The sequence below is a fragment of the Pedobacter sp. R-06 genome (assembly GCF_049913135.1).
Classification (GTDB): domain Bacteria; phylum Bacteroidota; class Bacteroidia; order Sphingobacteriales; family Sphingobacteriaceae; genus Pedobacter.
In genome coordinates this window covers 1,132,448-1,151,033 of the sequence record NZ_CP183977.1, presented here as the reverse complement: position 1 = coordinate 1,151,033, position 18,586 = coordinate 1,132,448, and the positions used below count along the sequence as shown (strand labels likewise).

Sequence of the window (18,586 nt, the reverse complement as noted above, 5' to 3'; positions counted from 1 at the left end):
TTAACCGCTATACGATATGATTTTAACATTCAAAAGATAGTCCATCGTAAGCCAGATGGATATGCTCAGGTAAATTCTTTTCTACATCGGCATGTTTACCCAGATTATGACTGATGTGTGTAAGATAAGTAGTGTCCGCACCTACCCTTTCAGCAAAGGCGATGGCCTCGCTTAAAGTAAAATGAGAAATATGTGGTTCTTTTTGTAAGGCATTCAATACCAATATTTTTGTTCCCTTAATTTTTTCAAAACTTTGCTCCGATATGGTTTTGGCATCCGTGATGTACGTAAAATCACCAATTCTGTACCCTGTAATGGGCAGCAAATGGTGCATCACTTCAAAAGGAATGATGGTTGTTTTACCAATTTTAAAATCTTCGCCATTGGTTACCGTATGTAAATTAATCTGCGGCAAACCATGGTATTTAGTCTCGGCAAAGATATAATAGAACTCTCTTTTTAAAGCTGTTTGAACCCTATCTGTCGCATAAACATCGATTACCTTATGCAGCAGGTAATTAAACGGTCTGATATCATCTAAACCGGCAATATGATCCTTGTGTTCGTGGGTAAACAACACCGCATCAAGATCTTTTACTTTTTCGCGTAAAAGCTGGTACCGGAAATCAGGCCCGCTATCTACCACAATGGTTTTATCAGCTGTTTCAATTAATATTGAAGTCCGTAAGCGGTTATCTCTTTTATCAGCAGATAAACAAACTTCGCAATTACAAGCAATTACAGGAACGCCTTGTGATGTACCAGTACCTAAAAAAGTAACCTTCATCTGTTTAAACTTTCCTTTCTATAATTGTAATGCTGGAGTTGTATCTTCATTAAAATAATTCGGTTTGCTGTAAGGATAGGTAGAATTGGCGCTGTTTTTCTTCTAACAGGTTTTCATCTGTATTGGTTTGCTTAACCAAAGTTACCAATGCAGCAATTTTTCCTTCCAGATTTGAAAATTTGTTTACCACAACAACCTTATTGTGCTCGAGCAGGCAAGAACCCGTTTTAAAGTTCCCTTTCTCATAACGAACCTTATAGCCCATAGCAAAAAGCAGGCTTTCTAGTTTCTCTAAGGTATGGTTTGTTAGTGGCAATGACATTGGAAACAAACTTAGATAAATCTGCGCAGCATTCATAAATACATGATGAAAAATTTATCAACCAGTGTGTTCATTTCCATCCTGAACAATGTCCTATCAAGTACAATTACTAAAGCGATCGTCATGCTGAACTTGTTTCAGCATCTTTCCTGCTATTACTTATCTTGATTACTTAACAAATAATTTTAAAGCAAAGTTCATTTTCCCGCTCTTGCCGCGGGGGCATGATACTTTGGAGCGCCAAAGTACCCAAAGCGCTTTGTCAATCCAGCAATGAGCCCTTTGCACAATCCCATCCAAATCAAAAAAACAGCGGCACTTCGTTTTGTGTTCAATATTTTTTAAACTTCAAATCATCGCTCATGAACACAAAACCACTGCGTTTCAGGTTTGTTAGTGCCAATTTACCTGAACTGCACCTGTTTTTTTGATTTCTCCGGCTCTTGGGATTGACGGCGTTCTTCGGTAAAACCTGTGTGTTATTAAAGCAAGTTAGCATGATGCCTAAACTAGTCTCAAAAAAGATGTGCTCCACATAGCAGAATAAATCGGTGCCATAACGAATGGCGGGAATGGTGTAACCTAAGAATTACCGCAAATACTTTTCAAAAAAGGCCATATGGCCTACGATACACCTAAAAATCTGACTTCAATAAAACAAAAAAAGGTTCAGCTGTTTCCAGCTGAACCTCCAGGTTTCATCCCGCCGAGACGGTAATAAATTATTATCTTAAATCTACCACTTCAACACCAGGGTATTTTTTGGCATCGAAAGCAAAAGTAGTTTCTGGTACATTTACATTAGGCGAAAATGTTTTCACATTGTAAGTGTATTTATTTCCGTTTTTATCGAACAACACCACGTTGGCAATTTGTTTAGCTGCTTTATCGATACTTAAACGTACTTTAAAAATCGATTTTTTAGCGTCAACAGGTGTTAAATCAATCATTTGGTAAGTTTTGGCACCAGCCTTTTCTTCACCTGTGTACACATATTTAAATCCTTTTTCGTAAACCGTAAAAATCTTTGCAGGGTTAATGGCATCGCCACTGTTATCTACATTGCTTACCTGCACCTCTTTGTCTTTTTTCAAATAAGTCCATTGGCTTTTACCATCGCTAAACAATTCTTGATTCGTCATCGCTACTTTATACTTATTAGAATTGGCTTTAACATACAAAGTACCTTGCTGGGTTTCTTTTACTTTTGCCTTTGGATTATCCAAAGTGAAGGTAAAATCTGTTTTTACAATATTATACGATTTGTATTTTTTACTCACCTCAGCTAAAATGGCTTTAGCTTTCGCATCAGTTTGAGCATAAGTTGAAGTTGTAAAAGCAACTACAACCATTAATGCTGAAATTAATTTCTTCATCTTTTCTTTTTTAAATTTTTCCTTTGAAACGTTAGAGTAGATTTTTTGGTATTGGTTTAATCTAATCTTTGTCATCCATACTATTCAAGAACTGTTCCAAAGAATATTCATCCGGATACAAGACTTCGCGCGCCTTACTTCCTTCAAAGGGACCAACGATTCCCGCAGCTTCCAATTGATCGATAATCCGGCCGGCCCTGTTGTAGCCTAATTTTAATTTACGCTGTATTAATGACGTAGAACCCTGCTGATGCATCACAATCAGCCTGGCTGCATCTTCAAAGAACTTATCACGTTCATTAGGATCAAAATCGGCCTTACTTCCCTCCCCGGCTTCATCTATATATTCTGGCAGTTGATAAGCATCGGCATAACCGCGTTGGTTACCGATATATTCAGAAATCCGGTCTACCTCAGGTGTATCAACGAAAGCACACTGTAGCCTGATTAAGTCGCTACCTGTAGATAAAAGCATATCACCACGGCCAATTAACTGATCGGCGCCTCCACTATCCAAAATGGTTCTCGAATCGATTTTCGACAATACCCTAAAGGCTAACCTGGCCGGGAAGTTGGCTTTAATGGTACCGGTAATAATATTTACCGATGGGCGCTGGGTAGCCAGAACCAGGTGGATCCCGATCGCCCTGGCTAATTGTGCCAAACGTGCAATTGGTGCCTCTACCTCTTTACCAGCCGTCATCATTAAATCGGCAAACTCATCTACCACTAAAACAATGAATGGTAAAAAGCGGTGACCGTTATTCGGATTAAGCTTGCGTTTAACAAACTTATCATTGTATTCTTTTAAATTCCTAACCTGTGCATCTTTCAGTAAATCGTAACGCTGATCCATTTCGATACAAAGTGAGTTTAACGTATTGACTACTTTTTTGGTATCGGTAATAATGGCATCGGCCTCTCCCGGCAGTTTAGCTAAAAAGTGCCTTTCAATTCTATTGAATAAAGTTAACTCTACTTTTTTCGGATCGACCAGTACAAATTTCAGTTGTGCAGGATGTTTTTTAAACAACAGCGAAACCAGAATGGCGTTAATACCGACAGATTTACCCTGACCAGTTGCCCCTGCCACCAGTAAGTGGGGCATTTTAGCTAAATCGGCTATAAAAACTTCATTGCTAATGGTTTTACCCAGTGCAATAGGCAGATCCATAGTGGTTTGGCTCCATTTTTCGGTATTTAGAATACTGCGCATCGGCACCATTTCCGGGTGCTGGTTTGGTACCTCGATACCGATGGTCCCCTTGCCTGGCATTGGTGCGATAATACGGATACCTAAAGCCGCTAACGAAAGCGCAATATCATCCTCCAGGTTTTTAATCTTCGAAATCCTAACCCCAGGGGCCGGAATAATTTCGTAAAGGGTAACCGTTGGACCAATGGTTGCCTTAATCTTATCAATTTCGATATTGTAATGATTAAGGGTTTCGACAATTTTATTTTTATTGGCTTCCAGTTCTTCGGCATTTACCGAAATTTTATTGGTGCCATAATTTTCGAGCAGATCTATTGTTGGGTACTTATAACCGGATAAATCTAGTTTTTCATCATAATTACCAAACTGTTCAACCAGATCATCCGATTTTTTATCTTCTTCCGTTTTTTCGATTGTAAAAGCAGGTTCCTTCTCGGTTTCAATTGGTGGTTCTACCGTTAAGGGAAGTGTTGTTGCCGCAGCAGTAGCAAGCGGCAAATTGGTAGCCAAAGGCGATAGCACAACAGGAGCAACAGCTTCTTCTTCCTCTTCTTTTTCTTCATAACGGCTCGGCTGTAATACCACATTTTGTGGCTTACGCTCGTTACCTGCTGGTTTATCGCGTACCGGAAATTCAATGGGTGCTGATGGTTCGTCGAAAGTTTTGTTCTTTACGGCCTGCTCCCTAATATCATTCACATAATCTGGCGTTTCGTTATCCAGGTAAACCTCTTTCTCTTTGCGCTCCGGAAATTTGAAATCGATGTTATATGCGATGATTAAAATGGTTAATCCCGCAAAGGCGATCAATCCGGCAACACCCGCTGCGCCAATTTGGGCACTTAATAATTTATTGCTCCAATACCCAAACTCACCTTCTAAATAATGCGGCGATTCTGACCAGAAGCTATGTGCAAAACCTAAGGTTAAGGATATGAACAGTAAAAAGAAAAAGCTATAACCTAATGTTTTAGAGATAGAAAGGATTTTAACTTTAAATAATAAGCGGTAGCCAATAATAAAAAAGGCCAAAACGAACAAGAAAGATGCAATACCGAACCATTCGTAAATAAACTGGTGCGATAACAAGGCGCCAAACTTGCCTAACCAGTTTTGAACTACCGGTATAGAAACACCAGCTTCTTTTAGTTCTTCTGTTGTTTTAAAAAGATTGCCCCAACCGCCATTTGCATCGATTACATAACTCTGGTCATCTTGCCAGGTAAATAAATACGAGGTAAAAGCAATTAAAAAGTATAACGACAATATCACAAAAAACAGACCTACAATTTTAACTGCACGGCCATCTGCCAGATCGAAGCTTGGCAAAAAATCTCTTTTTTCTTTCGGCTGCCGACCTGATGATGATCTGCCGGGTGCACTTTCTGCACCTTTATCTCTGAATGTATTGGTTTTAAACTGGTTACCCCTTACCGACATTTTCTATCCTAAATAATTTAATATTGAACAAACTTAGATAAAACTGCGCAGCATTAACGAAAGCCTAACAAAAAAAATAATCACAAATTGTAAGCATTACTGTTAGGACTTTAATCATACCACTCACTATTTTCAAGATGCGCTAAATTTGCACCGCTATCTATTGGTTTTATAATCTGCCTTAAATTAAATAAAAATATTCATCGGGCATTAAACCTTAAACAGAAATTATTGTCTATTATTTTAACAACACACAAGTTGTTACGTTTTTGTCAAATGAAACGGATTTTGTTTTAGGTTTTATCCCGTTTTGCCTGGAGAGGTTAAACGGGATTTTTTATTCGCAAAACCTTATAGTTTTTTAAACCTGGAAGGTCTGAAATACTAGGTGACTTAGGTGGTCCATATTATTTTTGAAAAGCAGGGTTCGGCTCATTTCGGTTATGATAGTCCTGCTATCACTTCTCCCGACTTCTTTACGTCGGGATTGTTCTATCAGGTTTATTTAACCTGCGTCTGTAATGCTGGGTTTTGCGTTAGGGATTGTAAGGGTTCAGTACCGATCCTTCATCGGTACCGGAGCGAAGCGCAGCCCTGCAAAGCCCGACCCTTGCGCAGCTTGGGTAACGCCCATATTAATTAATGGTAACCAATGCTTAAATGAACTCAGGTGAAAGCTGGTTCATATTACTTTGAAAAGCAGGGTTCGGCTCATTTCGGTTATGATAGTCCTGCTATCACTTCTCCCGACTTCTTTACGTCGGGATTGTTCTATCAGGTTTATTTAACCTGCGTCTGTAATGCTGGGGTTTGCGAAACCTCACAGGTTTTAAAAACCTGTGAGGTTTGATTCTTGCTAATTTGCCTTACACTATATATATTTAGGCATTAAAGTTTACAATTTCTTAATTTTTGTTAATTTAAAGCGATTTTTGAAACAATATTATGGGCATAACGCAACTCGAAGAACAAATTGAAGCTGGAAATTTACAAGCAGTAAAAGAAATTTTGGTTGAAAATCCAAAATTGGCAAATGTTGACACTTCTCATCACATTTCGCCGTTGTTATTGGCCTGTTATTATAAAAAACAGGAGATTGCTGATTTAATTGTCGAATTTGTAGATGACCTAACCTTGTTCGAAGCTTGTGCAGTAGGAAAATTCGATGCAGCGTCGCAATTAATATTTCAAAATCCTAATAGTATAAATGAATTTTCGGAAGATGGATTTACACCGCTAGGTTTAGCCTGTTATTTCGGCCATGAAGATCTTGCCCGTTTTTTAGTTTTGAAAGGTGCGGATGTTAACCTGCCATCAAAAAATGGATTTAATGTATTTCCGATCCACTCGGCAGTTGCAGCTAATAATTTCAATATCACTAAAATCCTGTTAGATGCTGGCGCCTATCCGAATGTTTGTCAGAAGGCAGGCCTGGCACCCTTACATACCGCCGCACAATTGGGAAATATAGAATTGATCATTTTATTGTTAGAACACGGAGCAGAGGTTTCTTTGCGCATGGAAGGCGGAAAACTACCCGCAGATTTAGCCGCAGAAAAAGGCTTTAATGAAATTGCAGAGATTTTAAGAGACGATGACTAGACAGTTTCAGTTGGAAGTTTTCAGTTCTCAGTTTAATCAATTGCAAACCGGATACTGTTAATTGCCTATTAAACAGTTTTCAGTTCATATACTACAAACTCGTACTGTTAACTGAAATCATTCCCAAATCCTCGACCGCATTCTTTTCATATAGGTCCTGATATCGAGCACAACAGCTGCTAAAAAATAAAATAGTATTGGAAAACCTACCGCTAAAAACGACGAATAAATAAAAAACAAACGGACTTTCGCTGTGCTCATGTTCAGCTTGTTAGCCAAATAAGTAGAAACGCCAAAACTCTGTTGTTCAAAATAGGTTATAATTCTCTGGAACATTTTAAGCTTATTTTAAAAATCTTAATAACAATACCACAAGATAAAATCATTGGAAACCGAAATCATAATTTGATTCCAAACTCTAATTTAGCAATAATAATCGGTTAAATTTTCAATAGCATATCCGATCTCAATTATTCCAAAACCAATTTTTCGAAATCCTGTTTATCCTCGTGTTTAATAAAAAGCGTTTGTTGTTCTTCCAGTCCTGAAAACTTTTTGATCAGTTCTGCCTTAAATTTATGGATATCGACATCTTTGTTTAAAATAACAGTTAAGGCATCGGCATTACCCCTAACCTCGATAATCTGATTAGGATATAGTTCTTTTAGCTCATGTGGAAATTCCATAATTTAAAAACAGATTATAAGGTAGAAAGTTTTGTTTGAAATCAGCATCTGGTTAGGCTTGCTTTAAAATTTTAATTCCAATACCACAATATAGACATTTTTTCTCATCGCAGTATTGCTTTTTAAGCTGCAAAATTCCTTGCGAAGCAAATGCATGATCCATCTTCACCCCTGCCCCGGTAAATTTATCTGTAATGGCATTTTGCTCAGCTGGCAAACGCTCCAACAATTTTATTGCCCTGCTAATAAAGTATTGTGTAGCCGTGTGTTTACCATAGGCGAATAAAAACAAAGCCACGGTATTTAACAAAACATTATCAACGGATGTTTTCCCAATTTGTGTATTTACACCAGAAGTTTCTTTTTTAAAATGATAATGTGTTTTCCAGTAATCGTTTACGGGCAGGTTTTCGAACAAAGCATGCAATTGGGCTATATCTTTGATCTCCATAATTTTAGAAAAAAGATGATTGGCTTTTACAATTAATGCTGCAAATTGCGCCAATCTGATCGTAGGAAAGTTTTGTGGCCTCATCCGCATAAATTTCCACATCGAAACTTCTATAGGTTTAATATTGTATTTCTTTCGAAGAAACTGGAATTCGGCCTTTAGTTTTTTAGGGTATTCCTCTTCAAACTGGTCATTTAAAAAACCAGCGGCACCAAAAACCAGTGCTTCTATTTGGTTTGGGTTATTTTTGTGTTTGGCATAAATTTGTTGCGAAACCGCTTTAGCAAACAGCTCAAAAGGCAGGGCGTTTATTTTAAAGCCAAAATTACGCGCCAGGAAACGGTAGAAAGTCTCATCCCAATTTCCATTTAATTCGTTTAAGGTTTCTGTAACGGCTTTCGTTTTCTGCTCAAAGCGCTCAATTAGGGTTCTCGATAAAAAGGAATCGACAATTAATGGATCTACTGTTCCAATTTGTGCAATGCAAGGAAAATCAGTTAGTGTGAGAAATAGGTTTTCATATTTTTTGATGAGATCGGCAGAGATACGGTGTTTTAATTCCAAAACGGGCAAAACAGTATTGTCTATTCTTTTTATTTCCGCATCATGCTCATAAACAACATGTAACACTACATTTTCGTAGGCGGGATTAATCTGATGGTTGTGTTTTAACCAATCTGACGACCTGAGGTGAATTTCTACATTACCAGCCCATGTGGTATCGCCAATTTCGATTTTCGCGTTAAAAAAATCCGGACCAGCATTTTTGTTTAGCAAGCCTGGATTTATAATTTTCAAGTTTTCTCCAGCAGTGGTTTGCAGCCCGCTATAATCAAACGACCTGAATTGCCATACATAATGAAGAAAATCTTCTGAAAATTCATTTTTGAAGATAATGAATTTATTTAGCTATAACTAACTTATAAGTTTAAATTTTGAGCTTCTTTGGAGTAGTTGTTAAAAACATAGGTAACCAAATAACGATCCTCACTTTTTTCGAATACAAAGTACCAGGTTGTTTTCTGACTGATATTAAAATGGATAAGCCAACTGCCATGATGAGAAATAGCCTTAGGAGCACTGTAGTTGCTTCTTCACAATTTTACTTTCAGCAATATCAATCAATCTGATAACATAATCTATAGCACTTTCGCGGATAATGAAATAGTTTTCGTAAAAAAGCACATCAACCAGTTCATTAAGATAAAGCAAAACCGGGGGACTGAAACGTACTATTTCCAAGGCAAGGTATTAATATGCTCAATGGCTGCTGCTTTAAATTCAGAAGCCGATAAACTTTCCTCCCACTTCGCATCAAAAGAAGTATGCGTTGCGGGTGTCTTTACATAAGCTACCTTCTCTTCATTAAGCACCGGAAGCTGGCCCTGATTTAAAACCTGCATCAGTTCTTTTTTTTCGGCAGCTGAAAGGTTTTTTACATGCTCAAGTAAGGACTTAAAGTCTATATTATCAAAAGGGTTAGTCATAGGCCAGATTTAAACAATTAAATTTAAGGATTTTTACGCAAAGAAAAAGCAATTAACCTAATCAATATTAGCTACATCATAGGCAAAATAATCAATTATATACGTCATTAATATTGGACTGCATACGATAAAATTATTTCTAAAAGTAACAACCGCAATATTAAGTTTTTTATACTAGGCCAGCTTTAAGCAAAATCTGCTCCATTTCTTTTTGAAGTTTTAACGCCTCTTCCCTGGCTTTTTCTGCAAAGTCCTCCCCCTGGCTGGCGTAGATTATTCCTCTCGAAGAATTAATCAGCAACCCGCATTGCGAATTTAGGCCATACCTGCACACCTCATTTAAATCTCCTCCCTGTGCGCCAACACCCGGCACCAAAAGAAAGTGATTTGGCGCTAATTTACGTACATCACCAAAAGCAGCGCCACGGGTTGCGCCTACCACATACATCATCTGTTCATCTGTAGCCCAGGTTTGCGATGTTTTAAGTACTTTTTCGAAAAGTTTATCTTCGCCAATTTCCTGCAATTGAAAATCGGCATGACCAGCATTCGAGGTTAAAGCCAAAAGAATTACCCATTTATCTTTAAAAGTTAAAAAAGGTGTTACCGAATCGCTACCCATATAAGGTGCTACGGTAACCGAATCGAAACTCATATCTGATGATGCGGCATTGAAAAACGTTTCGGCATACATGGCAGAAGTATTGCCGATATCGCCACGTTTGGCATCAGCAATAGAAAAAATATCCTGCGGAATATATTTCCAGGTTTCAATTAAGGTTTCCCACCCCTTCTTTCCATAGCACTCATAAAACGCAGTATTAGGTTTATAAGCTACGCACAAATCTTTGGTTGCATCAATAATCTGTTTATTGAATTCGAGAATCGGATTTTCATATTTCAATAAGTGTTTTGGTATCTTATCTAACGAAGAATCTAATCCGACACATAAAAATGAACGTTTTTTTTGTATCTGCTCGAAAAGTTGTTGCTTTGTCATATATGGGCTTATTTGCTGCAAATATGAAGATTTTTAAGTTTTCTGAGCGACAAAATAATGCTCACATTAATTATTTTTATAAACATTTTAAACTTTTGCTTGCAGATTACGTTTCAAATACATACAATTGCAACATAATTTCTCAACCGTTTATCTGAATATCCCAGAAAAATTTATCAAGACTTGTTTTTTGTTACCATTTTTTAAAAGCACATTTTGCTTTTTATTCAGCTTATAAACAATTATGAAACAATTTGAGCATTTTCCATAATGAACTCATTTAATGTTTTATAGCCTTAAGAATTTATACACAATGAAACTGCCAGGCCTACACTAACACAAATATATTTAAGCCTGTGTAGATTTATAACAGAAAACATCCGTTATAAACAAATGAAAAATTTCTTGAAACATATATATTTAGAATGTTTAGTAAAACAGAATTAAATGATAAGCTCACAACAGAATTACGTGAGCTAGCAAAAAGCTATGGCATTGAAGGTGCCGACTCCCTAAGAAAAATCGACCTTGTTGAAGTACTTTTACACCAACAAGAAATTATAAATGCTGCTAAAGCCGGCGCAGACCCTTATAGCGAAATCGAACCTATTGCAGCTACTCCTGCACCTAAAACCAAAGCTGCAAAAGCACCAAAAGTTGCCGCAGCTGCTGCAGCTGCTTCTACAGTGGTAGCCGATAAGCCTGCTGCTACTACAACCGACAAGCCTGTTAAAAAAAGAGCAAGGTTAACGAAAGATGAGCCTGTAGCGCCAATTGAAAGAAGAAGAGATGCTGTAACGTTATTTGACGAGCCTCAGCATCAACAACAGCCGGAAAGACAACCAGACAGAATTATTGAAGCCGAAGAAAGTGTAAAACCAATTTCAGCTTTAATAGAAGAAAGTGCAGAAGTACTTCCGGTAGCTCCGAAACAAAAACAAGAGCCTAAAGAAAAGCAGGAAAAACCACAACGCGATGAAAACCGCCAGCAAAAACAACCGGGCGGTGGCAATCACCACAAAAACGAAAACAGTTATTCTAACTTAGATTTCGATAATGTAATTACAAATGAGGGTGTTTTAGAAATTATGCCTGATGGTTACGGTTTCTTACGCTCAGCAGATTACAACTATTTAACTTCTCCTGATGATATTTATGTATCTCAGTCTCAAATAAAACTTTTTGGCTTAAAAACCGGTGACACTGTAAAAGGTAGCATCCGTCCGCCAAAAGAAGGCGAAAAATATTTCCCATTGGTTCGCGTAGAAACCATTAACGGCAGAATCCCTGCAGAAGTTCGCGACCGTGTTCCTTTCGATTATCTGACGCCACTTTTCCCAACCGAAAGATTAAACCTATTTACGGATACCAACAACTATTCTACCCGTATTATGGATTTATTTACTCCGATTGGTAAAGGACAGCGTGGTTTAATTGTAGCACAGCCTAAAACGGGTAAAACCAACTTATTGAAAGAGGTTGCCAATGCAATTGCTAAAAACCACCCGGAAGTTTATTTAATTATCTTATTAATTGATGAGCGCCCGGAAGAGGTTACTGATATGGCACGTAGCGTAAGGGCTGAGGTAATTGCCTCAACTTTCGATGAGCCAGCTGAACGCCACGTTAAAATTGCCAACATTGTTTTAGAGAAATCGAAACGTTTGGTAGAAAGTGGACACGACGTAGTAATCCTTTTGGATTCGATCACCCGTTTGGCCAGAGCCTACAATACAACGGCACCAGCATCTGGTAAAATATTATCAGGTGGTGTTGATGCAAATGCTTTACACAAACCAAAACGTTTCTTTGGTGCGGCACGTAACATCGAAAATGGTGGCTCATTAACCATTTTAGCTACCGCTTTAACAGATACAGGTTCTAAAATGGATGAGGTAATTTTCGAAGAATTTAAAGGAACGGGTAACATGGAGCTTCAGTTAGACCGTAAATTATCTAACAAACGTATTTTCCCTGCTATTGATATCACAGCATCAAGTACACGTCGCGACGATTTATTGCACGACAGAGATACGTTACAGCGCGTATGGATTTTACGTAACCACCTTGCCGATATGAACAGTCAAGAAGCGATGGAATTTGTTCAATCTCAAATAAAAGGAACAAAAAGTAACGAAGAGTTCTTAATTTCGATGAACAGCTAATTTAAGGCTGGAAGGTAAAGGGTGTAAGGCTTAAGGTTCCTATTCGGATCTAAACCTTACACCGTAAACCTTATACCCTATACCTCATGAAAAAGCTTCTCCCTAATGCGATTACCTGTGCAAACCTTTTTTCAGGCTGTATCGGAATCGTTTTTGCATTTAAAGGCAATTTAGAAACCGCAGCATATTTCGTTATTTTCTCTGGAATTTTCGATTTTTTTGACGGTATGGTTGCGCGTTTATTAAATGTAAAATCGGCAATTGGAAAAGATCTTGATTCTTTGGCAGATATGGTAAGTTTTGGGTTCTTGCCCGGGGTAATCATGTTTCAGTTATTAAAGGCAAGCGATTATTCATCTGAATACCTTCCTTACCTTGGGTTTATCATTACTGTTTTTTCGGCACTTAGACTGGCCAAATTTAACAACGATGCAAGGCAAACAGAAGATTTTATTGGTTTGAATACGCCTATGAATACTTTGTTTATCTGTTCTCTGCCTTTTATTGCCAACGATTATCCACAGGTTATTGCTTCCAGTATTTTATTGATTGCCATTACAGCAATTACAAGTTTTTTACTGGTGAGCGAAATCAAAATATTCTCTTTAAAATTCAGCGATTTAAGCTGGGCGAAAAACAAAATAAAATTCATCTTCCTCACCCTATCGGCTATATTAATTGCTTTTCTAAAATTTGCAGCAATTCCTTTTGTCCTGGTATTGTATATTGCTTTATCGGTATTGCATTTTAGGGGTGCGACTCCAAATAAGTTACCCTGAGGCTAGTACAAGGATATCTGTGTTTTGATTTATAAAGCTTTAGTAATCTTCGACTGCGCCTATCAATGACAGAGATTCCAATACAAGTTCGTCATCTCGACTGGAGTGCAACGGAATGGAGAGATCTTTGAAGCAAATTATTGAAGCCAAATTAAAAGATTTCTCCACTACGGTCGAAACGACGATCCTTCGAGACTGTTATCTTCTTAAAATTCACTATTATTTGTATCAAGTTTATAAAATAAATTATCCCTCAGGGTGACAACGATACGCTTAACTTAATAGCATTGATAAGGAAAGAAAAGCCCACAGAACCTTGGTCGCCTCGGTAGACATTAGAAACTTGATACATTAAAGCTTTTTAACCTCAAGCGGATCTGTAATATTTCTGCAAATATCGAGCATCGTTTCTCCCAGTACAGGATGCACCACTTCGGGCGCAATCTCGGCCAGGGGCTCCATTACAAATTTTCTATCCTGCATATGTGGGTGAGGTACCTGAAGTTTATCCGGAATATTGATAATTTCATTTCCAAAAAGAATCAGATCGATATCAATTAACCGTTCTCCCCATTTATCTTTCCTTACCCTGCCCAATTCCTGTTCGATACTTAATGCACGTTCTAAAACTTCAAGTGCTGGTAAACGGGTTTGTAAACTTACAGCTTGATTTAAAAAAGCAGGCTGGTTGGTTTTGCCCCATGCAGCGGTTTCATAAAGAGATGAGATGGCTATCACATTACCAACTTTATCGTTCAATAGTTCGATGGCTTTTTTTAAATTCGCCTCCCTATCACCTAAATTTCCACCCAGTAACAAATAAGCTGTGCTGTACTCTAAAGCTTTATTAAGCATCATGTATTTTTATATCTTTACAACACAAAATTAAAACATTTAAATGAGAGAATTCTTTAAGTATTTATTTGCCTCTATGTTGGGCTTTTTCTTATCAATAATAATTGTATTTGTGATCTGCTTCGTAGTTGTTGTGGGTTTAATATCTTCTATTGATAGCGACAAAACCGTTGTGGTGTCTAACAATTCGGTACTATTCTTAAATCTAGACCAGGCTATTACAGAACGTACACCCAAAAATCCATTCGGAAACCTGCCAATTGTTGGTGGTGAAGAAAAAGATGGGATTGGCTTAAACGATTTTTTAAAAGCAGTACAAAAAGCCAAAACAGATGATAATATTAAATGTATTTACCTGAATGTGAGCAGTCCGAATGCAGGTTTTGCAACGTTGCGCGAGGTTAGGAATGCGTTGATCGATTTCAAAAAATCTCACAAAAAAATCATTGCATACAGCGAAGTGTATACGCAAGGCGCTTATTACTTAGCTTCTGTAGCTGATAAAGTATATTTAAATCCCGAAGGTGCTTTAGAATTTAAAGGCTTTAGCTCTGAATTAACTTTCTTTAAAGGAACATTAGAAAAAGTTGGTGTAGAAATGCAGGTTATCCGCGTGGGGAACTACAAAAGCGCTGTAGAGCCATTTATTTTAGATAAAATGAGCGATTACAACCGCAAACAGGTTACAGCTTATGTTGGTGGTTTGTACAATACTTTTTTAACCGATATTGCGCAAAGCAGAAATATCCAAAAAGATAGTCTTTTTAACATAGCTGATAATTACAAAGTGCAGCAGCCACAAGATGCAGTAAACTTTAAAATGATCGATGCCCTGAAGTATAAAGATCAGATTTTAGAAGAACTGAAGGGATTATCTGGAAGAACAAGGGGTGAAAATATCCGTTCCGTTACGATTAACGATTATGCCAAAAACAATACAGATACTGGAGAAGGAAAAGATAAAGTGGCCGTAATTTATGCCAATGGCGAAATTAGTGGCGGCGAAGGTTCAGATAATCAGATCGGTTCGGAACGTATTTCCAGGGCAATTAGAAAAGCACGCTTAGACGATGATATTAAAGCAGTTGTGATACGTGTAAACTCTCCTGGCGGTAGCGCCCTGGCTTCGGATGTGATCTGGAGAGAAATTGTATTAACCAAAAAAGAAAAACCGGTTATCGCATCGTTTGGCGATGTTGCCGCATCAGGCGGTTATTATATTGGTTGCGCTGCAGACAGTATCTTTGTGCAGCCGAATACCATTACAGGCTCAATCGGTGTATTCGGTATTATTCCGAACTTCCAAAATTTAATGACCAACAAATTGGGAATTACATTTGATGGCGTTAAAACCGGTAAATACGCAGATATTATGGCCACCAACCGCCCTATGACTGCTGGTGAACGATTCATTATCCAGAATGAATTAAACAGAATTTATAGCGGTTTTGTAAGCCGTGTGGCCGATGGCAGAAAGAAAAGCAAAGCATATATTGATAGCATTGGTGGTGGGCACGTTTGGATCGGTACAGATGCCGTTCAAATTGGTCTGGCTGACAGAATAGGAAGTTTTAACGATGCCATTAAGGCAGCTGCTAAAAAAGCTAAATTAAAGAATTATAAGATTGTAGAATATCCGGATGTAGTTGATCCATGGAAATCGTTAATGGATGAAGGTACAGACAGGATTAAAACCTATTACACCAAACAGGAACTTGGCGATAACTACATGCTTTACCAACAAATGAAAAAGGTGATTGCAAGCTCTGGCATTCAGGCCAGAATGCCATTCGAAGCCGTAATTAAATAATAATTAAACCTCGCAGGTTTTTAAACGGCTTCAGCCCTCAAGGAGCCATTTAAAAACAAATTAAACCTGCGAGGTTTATATAAATTATTCATCTCACGTCTCAAATCTCCGATCTCACATCTTTCCTACTTTATCACCTTCCATTCTGGATGCAAAGTAAGATAAGTTGCATTAACCGGAATATTCACCTGGTGAACTGTTAAGGAAATACTTTTCCCTTTTAAAAATTCAAAGCCGATCCCATCTTTCCTGGCATCGTAAACCGTAACGGTATCTTTATCTTCATTTAAATAGGCAGAAAGTTTTTCAATGGTTGGGAACTTCAATTTCACATCTTCCAAAGTACTCCCAGTGGCCAAGCCATCTTTTGTTTTAAACTTATCGGAGGTAATCCTAACCTGTTTTACATCTTTTACACGCATACTGGTATCCCGATAAGAAGAATATACAGCAATTTCGTTGCGGTGATTACCGGTAGAATCATCACTGTACCAAATCCCCCAGGCTTTCCCCATTGCGGCTTCGCCGGCATTTGGCCTGCCTAATTTTTTACCTACCCCTTCCATATCGTCTCCAAGTGCAATTTCTCCAATCGACCGGCCAGCAACGACCAGGAAGCGCTCATCAACACTTTGCGTTGGCGCTGATGCTAAATTACTTACCGAATCGGTGTTGTGATCTGTTTTACTGGCAGATTGACAAGCAGCTACACTCATACTTAATCCCAAGAGGGCAAATTTTATAGATTTCATGATTGTAAAACAACACATTAATAAATTTGTGTTTTAATTTTATGAGCACAGGAAGGATTTGAGGCATTATTTCCTAATTTTACCCCTTATGGAAAATAAGACCATCGCCCGCACCTTACGCCTTTTATCGCAGCTTATGGAACTGCATGAAGAAAATCCCTTCAAAATTAAATCTGTTGCAAATGCCTATTTTAAGGTAGATAAATTACCCTTTGCTTTAAAAGATAAACCTTTAGATGAGCTGGACAAAATTGAAGGTATCGGTAAAGGACTGGCTTCCAAAATCATTGAACTTCTCCAAACAGGAGAATTAAAAGAGCTTAACGAAATTCTGGAGAAAACGCCTGAGGGCATAGTAGAAATGCTGGCCATAAAGGGCATCGGACCGAAAAAGATATTTATTATCTGGCGTACCTTAGGAATAGAAAGTATTGGTGAATTGTATTATGCCTGTAACGAAAACCGCTTAATTGAAGCCAAGGGCTTTGGTTTAAAAACCCAGGAAGAAATTAAGAATGCCATTGAATTTAAATTAGCGGCCAACGGCCGGTTTTTGTATGCGCAAGTTGAAGGTTTTGCCAAAACTTTATTTACACAGCTTGCTGATTGGACAGCAAAAATTGATAATGCTGCGCTTTTGGGTTTTGCTGGCCAGTACCGCCGCGCCTGTGAGATTATCGATGAACTGGAAATTGTGATCGGTGCTGAACAAATTGATGCCCTTAAACAAAACTTGCCTGCTTTCGAAGCACTCTCGCTGATTGAAGCGGAAAATGCTTTCATCTGCACTACTGAAGCTGGCTTCAGAATAAAAATTTATGCAGTTGAAAAAGCTGAATTTTATTTACAATGGTTTAAACACACAGGAAATACCGAACATGTAGAGCAGGTGTTGGCATTAGCAGGTAATGGTCCTTTTACAAATGAAGAAGAAATTTACAGCAAAGCAGGTTTATCTTTCATCGTTCCTGAACTTCGTGAAGATTTTGATGAAATTGAACTGGCGAAAGCTAATAAACTCCCCGCCTTAATCCAATATGAAGATTTAAAGGGCAGTTTGCACAACCACTCTACCTGGAGCGATGGCGTACACACCCTGGAGCAAATGGCTGTATATTGTAAAGAAAACTTAAATCTTCAGTATTTAGGAATATGCGATCACTCTAAAACTGCCGTTTATGCGAAAGGCTTAAACGAGCAACGTGTTTTTGCACAACACCAGGAAATTGATGAGCTGAATAAAAAACTTGCTCCCTTTAAAATCTTCAAAGGTATTGAGAGCGATATTTTAAGTGATGGCTCATTGGATTATTCGGATGATATTTTAAAAACATTCGATTTTGTAGTGGCTTCCGTGCACAGCAATTTACGCATGGACGAAGCAAAAGCAACCGCACGTTTGTTAAAAGCTATTGAAAATCCATATACCACCATTTTAGGACATCCAACAGGCCGTTTATTGTTAAGCAGAGCCGGATACCCGATAGATTATAAAAAGATTATCGATGCCTGTGCGGCAAATAAGGTGGTGATCGAAATCAATGCGAATCCCTTACGTTTGGATCTCGATTGGCGCTGGCACCGCTATGCTTTAGAAAAAGGCGTTTTACTTTCTGTAAATCCAGATGCCCATCGTACCGAAGGTTTCCATGATATGCATTATGGTATTCTAGTTGCCCGCAAAGGTGGCTTAAGTGCCGATAAATGTTTGAATGCTTTTACTTTAGAGGAGATAACAGCGTATTTTAATAGTAGAAAGGTTTAGGGTTTAGGGTTTAGGGAAAAAGCCCCTGAAGCATCCTGTTTTAAATCTCACAAATAAATCGGTGTAATCTTTAAATCTGTGTAATCAACCCGT

17 protein-coding genes are annotated in these 18,586 nt (G+C 38.0%); 5 read left to right on the top strand and 12 right to left on the bottom strand.

Translation table 11 applies throughout. The features are described 5' to 3' along the window. Positions 1-22 precede the first annotated feature (22 nt). The 4 genes from ACN9MR_RS04905 to ACN9MR_RS04890 form a co-directional block, all read right to left on the bottom strand. Complete coding sequence (locus tag ACN9MR_RS04905) at positions 23-787, bottom strand: MBL fold metallo-hydrolase (RefSeq protein WP_426328496.1); 765 nt, start codon at positions 785-787, stop codon at positions 23-25. Positions 788-836: 49 nt separating this feature from the next. After that, positions 837-1,109 carry a hypothetical protein gene (locus tag ACN9MR_RS04900; RefSeq protein WP_426328495.1) on the bottom strand — a complete coding sequence of 91 codons (273 nt, stop codon included), beginning with the start codon at positions 1,107-1,109 and terminating at the stop codon, positions 837-839. A gap of 725 nt (positions 1,110-1,834) precedes the next feature. Continuing rightward, the gene (locus ACN9MR_RS04895; RefSeq protein WP_057933023.1) at positions 1,835-2,485 is read right to left on the bottom strand and encodes a LolA family protein; all 651 of its coding nucleotides are present in this window, start codon (positions 2,483-2,485) and stop codon (positions 1,835-1,837) included. A 61-nt stretch (positions 2,486-2,546) separates the two neighbouring features. Beyond that, positions 2,547-5,141, bottom strand: a complete 2,595-nt coding sequence (locus ACN9MR_RS04890) for a DNA translocase FtsK 4TM domain-containing protein (protein WP_426328494.1) — start codon at positions 5,139-5,141, stop codon at positions 2,547-2,549. Positions 5,142-6,086: 945 nt separating this feature from the next. On the opposite strand from ACN9MR_RS04890, the gene ACN9MR_RS04885 reads away from it, so the two are divergent. After that, positions 6,087-6,743, top strand: a complete 657-nt coding sequence (locus tag ACN9MR_RS04885; RefSeq protein WP_426328493.1) for an ankyrin repeat domain-containing protein — start codon at positions 6,087-6,089, stop codon at positions 6,741-6,743. 117 nt (positions 6,744-6,860) lie between these two features. On the opposite strand, the gene ACN9MR_RS04880 is transcribed toward ACN9MR_RS04885, so the two are convergent. The 6 genes from ACN9MR_RS04880 to pyrF form a co-directional block, all read right to left on the bottom strand. After that, positions 6,861-7,079, bottom strand: coding sequence for a PspC domain-containing protein (locus tag ACN9MR_RS04880; protein ID WP_047799560.1), 219 nt, complete (start codon positions 7,077-7,079; stop codon positions 6,861-6,863). Positions 7,080-7,213: 134 nt separating this feature from the next. Beyond that, positions 7,214-7,429 (bottom strand): hypothetical protein, encoded by a 216-nt coding sequence (locus ACN9MR_RS04875; protein ID WP_029277138.1) that lies wholly within the window; start codon positions 7,427-7,429, stop codon positions 7,214-7,216. A gap of 52 nt (positions 7,430-7,481) precedes the next feature. After that, positions 7,482-8,774, bottom strand: coding sequence for a DUF2851 family protein (locus tag ACN9MR_RS04870; RefSeq protein ID WP_426330215.1), 1,293 nt, complete (start codon positions 8,772-8,774; stop codon positions 7,482-7,484). Between the two features lie 177 nt (positions 8,775-8,951). Next, the gene (locus ACN9MR_RS04865) at positions 8,952-9,122 is read right to left on the bottom strand and encodes a hypothetical protein (protein WP_426328492.1); all 171 of its coding nucleotides are present in this window, start codon (positions 9,120-9,122) and stop codon (positions 8,952-8,954) included. Next, positions 9,113-9,367 (bottom strand): hypothetical protein, encoded by a 255-nt coding sequence (locus ACN9MR_RS04860; protein WP_426328491.1) that lies wholly within the window; start codon positions 9,365-9,367, stop codon positions 9,113-9,115. Before ACN9MR_RS04860 ends, ACN9MR_RS04865 begins: the two co-directional genes overlap by 10 nt. Before the next feature lie 169 nt (positions 9,368-9,536). Continuing rightward, on the bottom strand, positions 9,537-10,367 hold the full coding sequence (gene pyrF, locus ACN9MR_RS04855; protein ID WP_426328490.1) for an orotidine-5'-phosphate decarboxylase: 831 nt from the start codon (positions 10,365-10,367) through the stop codon (positions 9,537-9,539). Positions 10,368-10,792: 425 nt separating this feature from the next. Between pyrF and rho the strand changes: the two genes are divergently transcribed. Continuing rightward, the gene (rho, locus tag ACN9MR_RS04850; protein ID WP_426328489.1) at positions 10,793-12,532 is read left to right on the top strand and encodes a transcription termination factor Rho; all 1,740 of its coding nucleotides are present in this window, start codon (positions 10,793-10,795) and stop codon (positions 12,530-12,532) included. Between the two features lie 86 nt (positions 12,533-12,618). Next, positions 12,619-13,311, top strand: coding sequence for a CDP-diacylglycerol--serine O-phosphatidyltransferase (gene pssA, locus ACN9MR_RS04845; RefSeq protein ID WP_426328488.1), 693 nt, complete (start codon positions 12,619-12,621; stop codon positions 13,309-13,311). Positions 13,312-13,662: 351 nt separating this feature from the next. On the opposite strand, the gene folK is transcribed toward pssA, so the two are convergent. Next, positions 13,663-14,169, bottom strand: coding sequence for a 2-amino-4-hydroxy-6-hydroxymethyldihydropteridine diphosphokinase (folK, locus tag ACN9MR_RS04840; protein WP_426328487.1), 507 nt, complete (start codon positions 14,167-14,169; stop codon positions 13,663-13,665). Between the two features lie 40 nt (positions 14,170-14,209). Between folK and sppA the strand changes: the two genes are divergently transcribed. Continuing rightward, positions 14,210-15,976, top strand: coding sequence for a signal peptide peptidase SppA (gene sppA, locus ACN9MR_RS04835; protein ID WP_426328486.1), 1,767 nt, complete (start codon positions 14,210-14,212; stop codon positions 15,974-15,976). Between the two features lie 125 nt (positions 15,977-16,101). Here sppA and ACN9MR_RS04830 read toward each other — a convergent pair whose 3' ends face one another. Continuing rightward, the gene (locus tag ACN9MR_RS04830) at positions 16,102-16,728 is read right to left on the bottom strand and encodes a hypothetical protein (RefSeq protein ID WP_426328485.1); all 627 of its coding nucleotides are present in this window, start codon (positions 16,726-16,728) and stop codon (positions 16,102-16,104) included. Positions 16,729-16,816: 88 nt separating this feature from the next. Here ACN9MR_RS04830 and ACN9MR_RS04825 point away from each other — a divergent pair, with 88 nt between their 5' ends. Continuing rightward, positions 16,817-18,493 carry a helix-hairpin-helix domain-containing protein gene (locus ACN9MR_RS04825; RefSeq protein WP_426328484.1) on the top strand — a complete coding sequence of 559 codons (1,677 nt, stop codon included), beginning with the start codon at positions 16,817-16,819 and terminating at the stop codon, positions 18,491-18,493. Positions 18,494-18,586 lie beyond the last annotated feature (93 nt).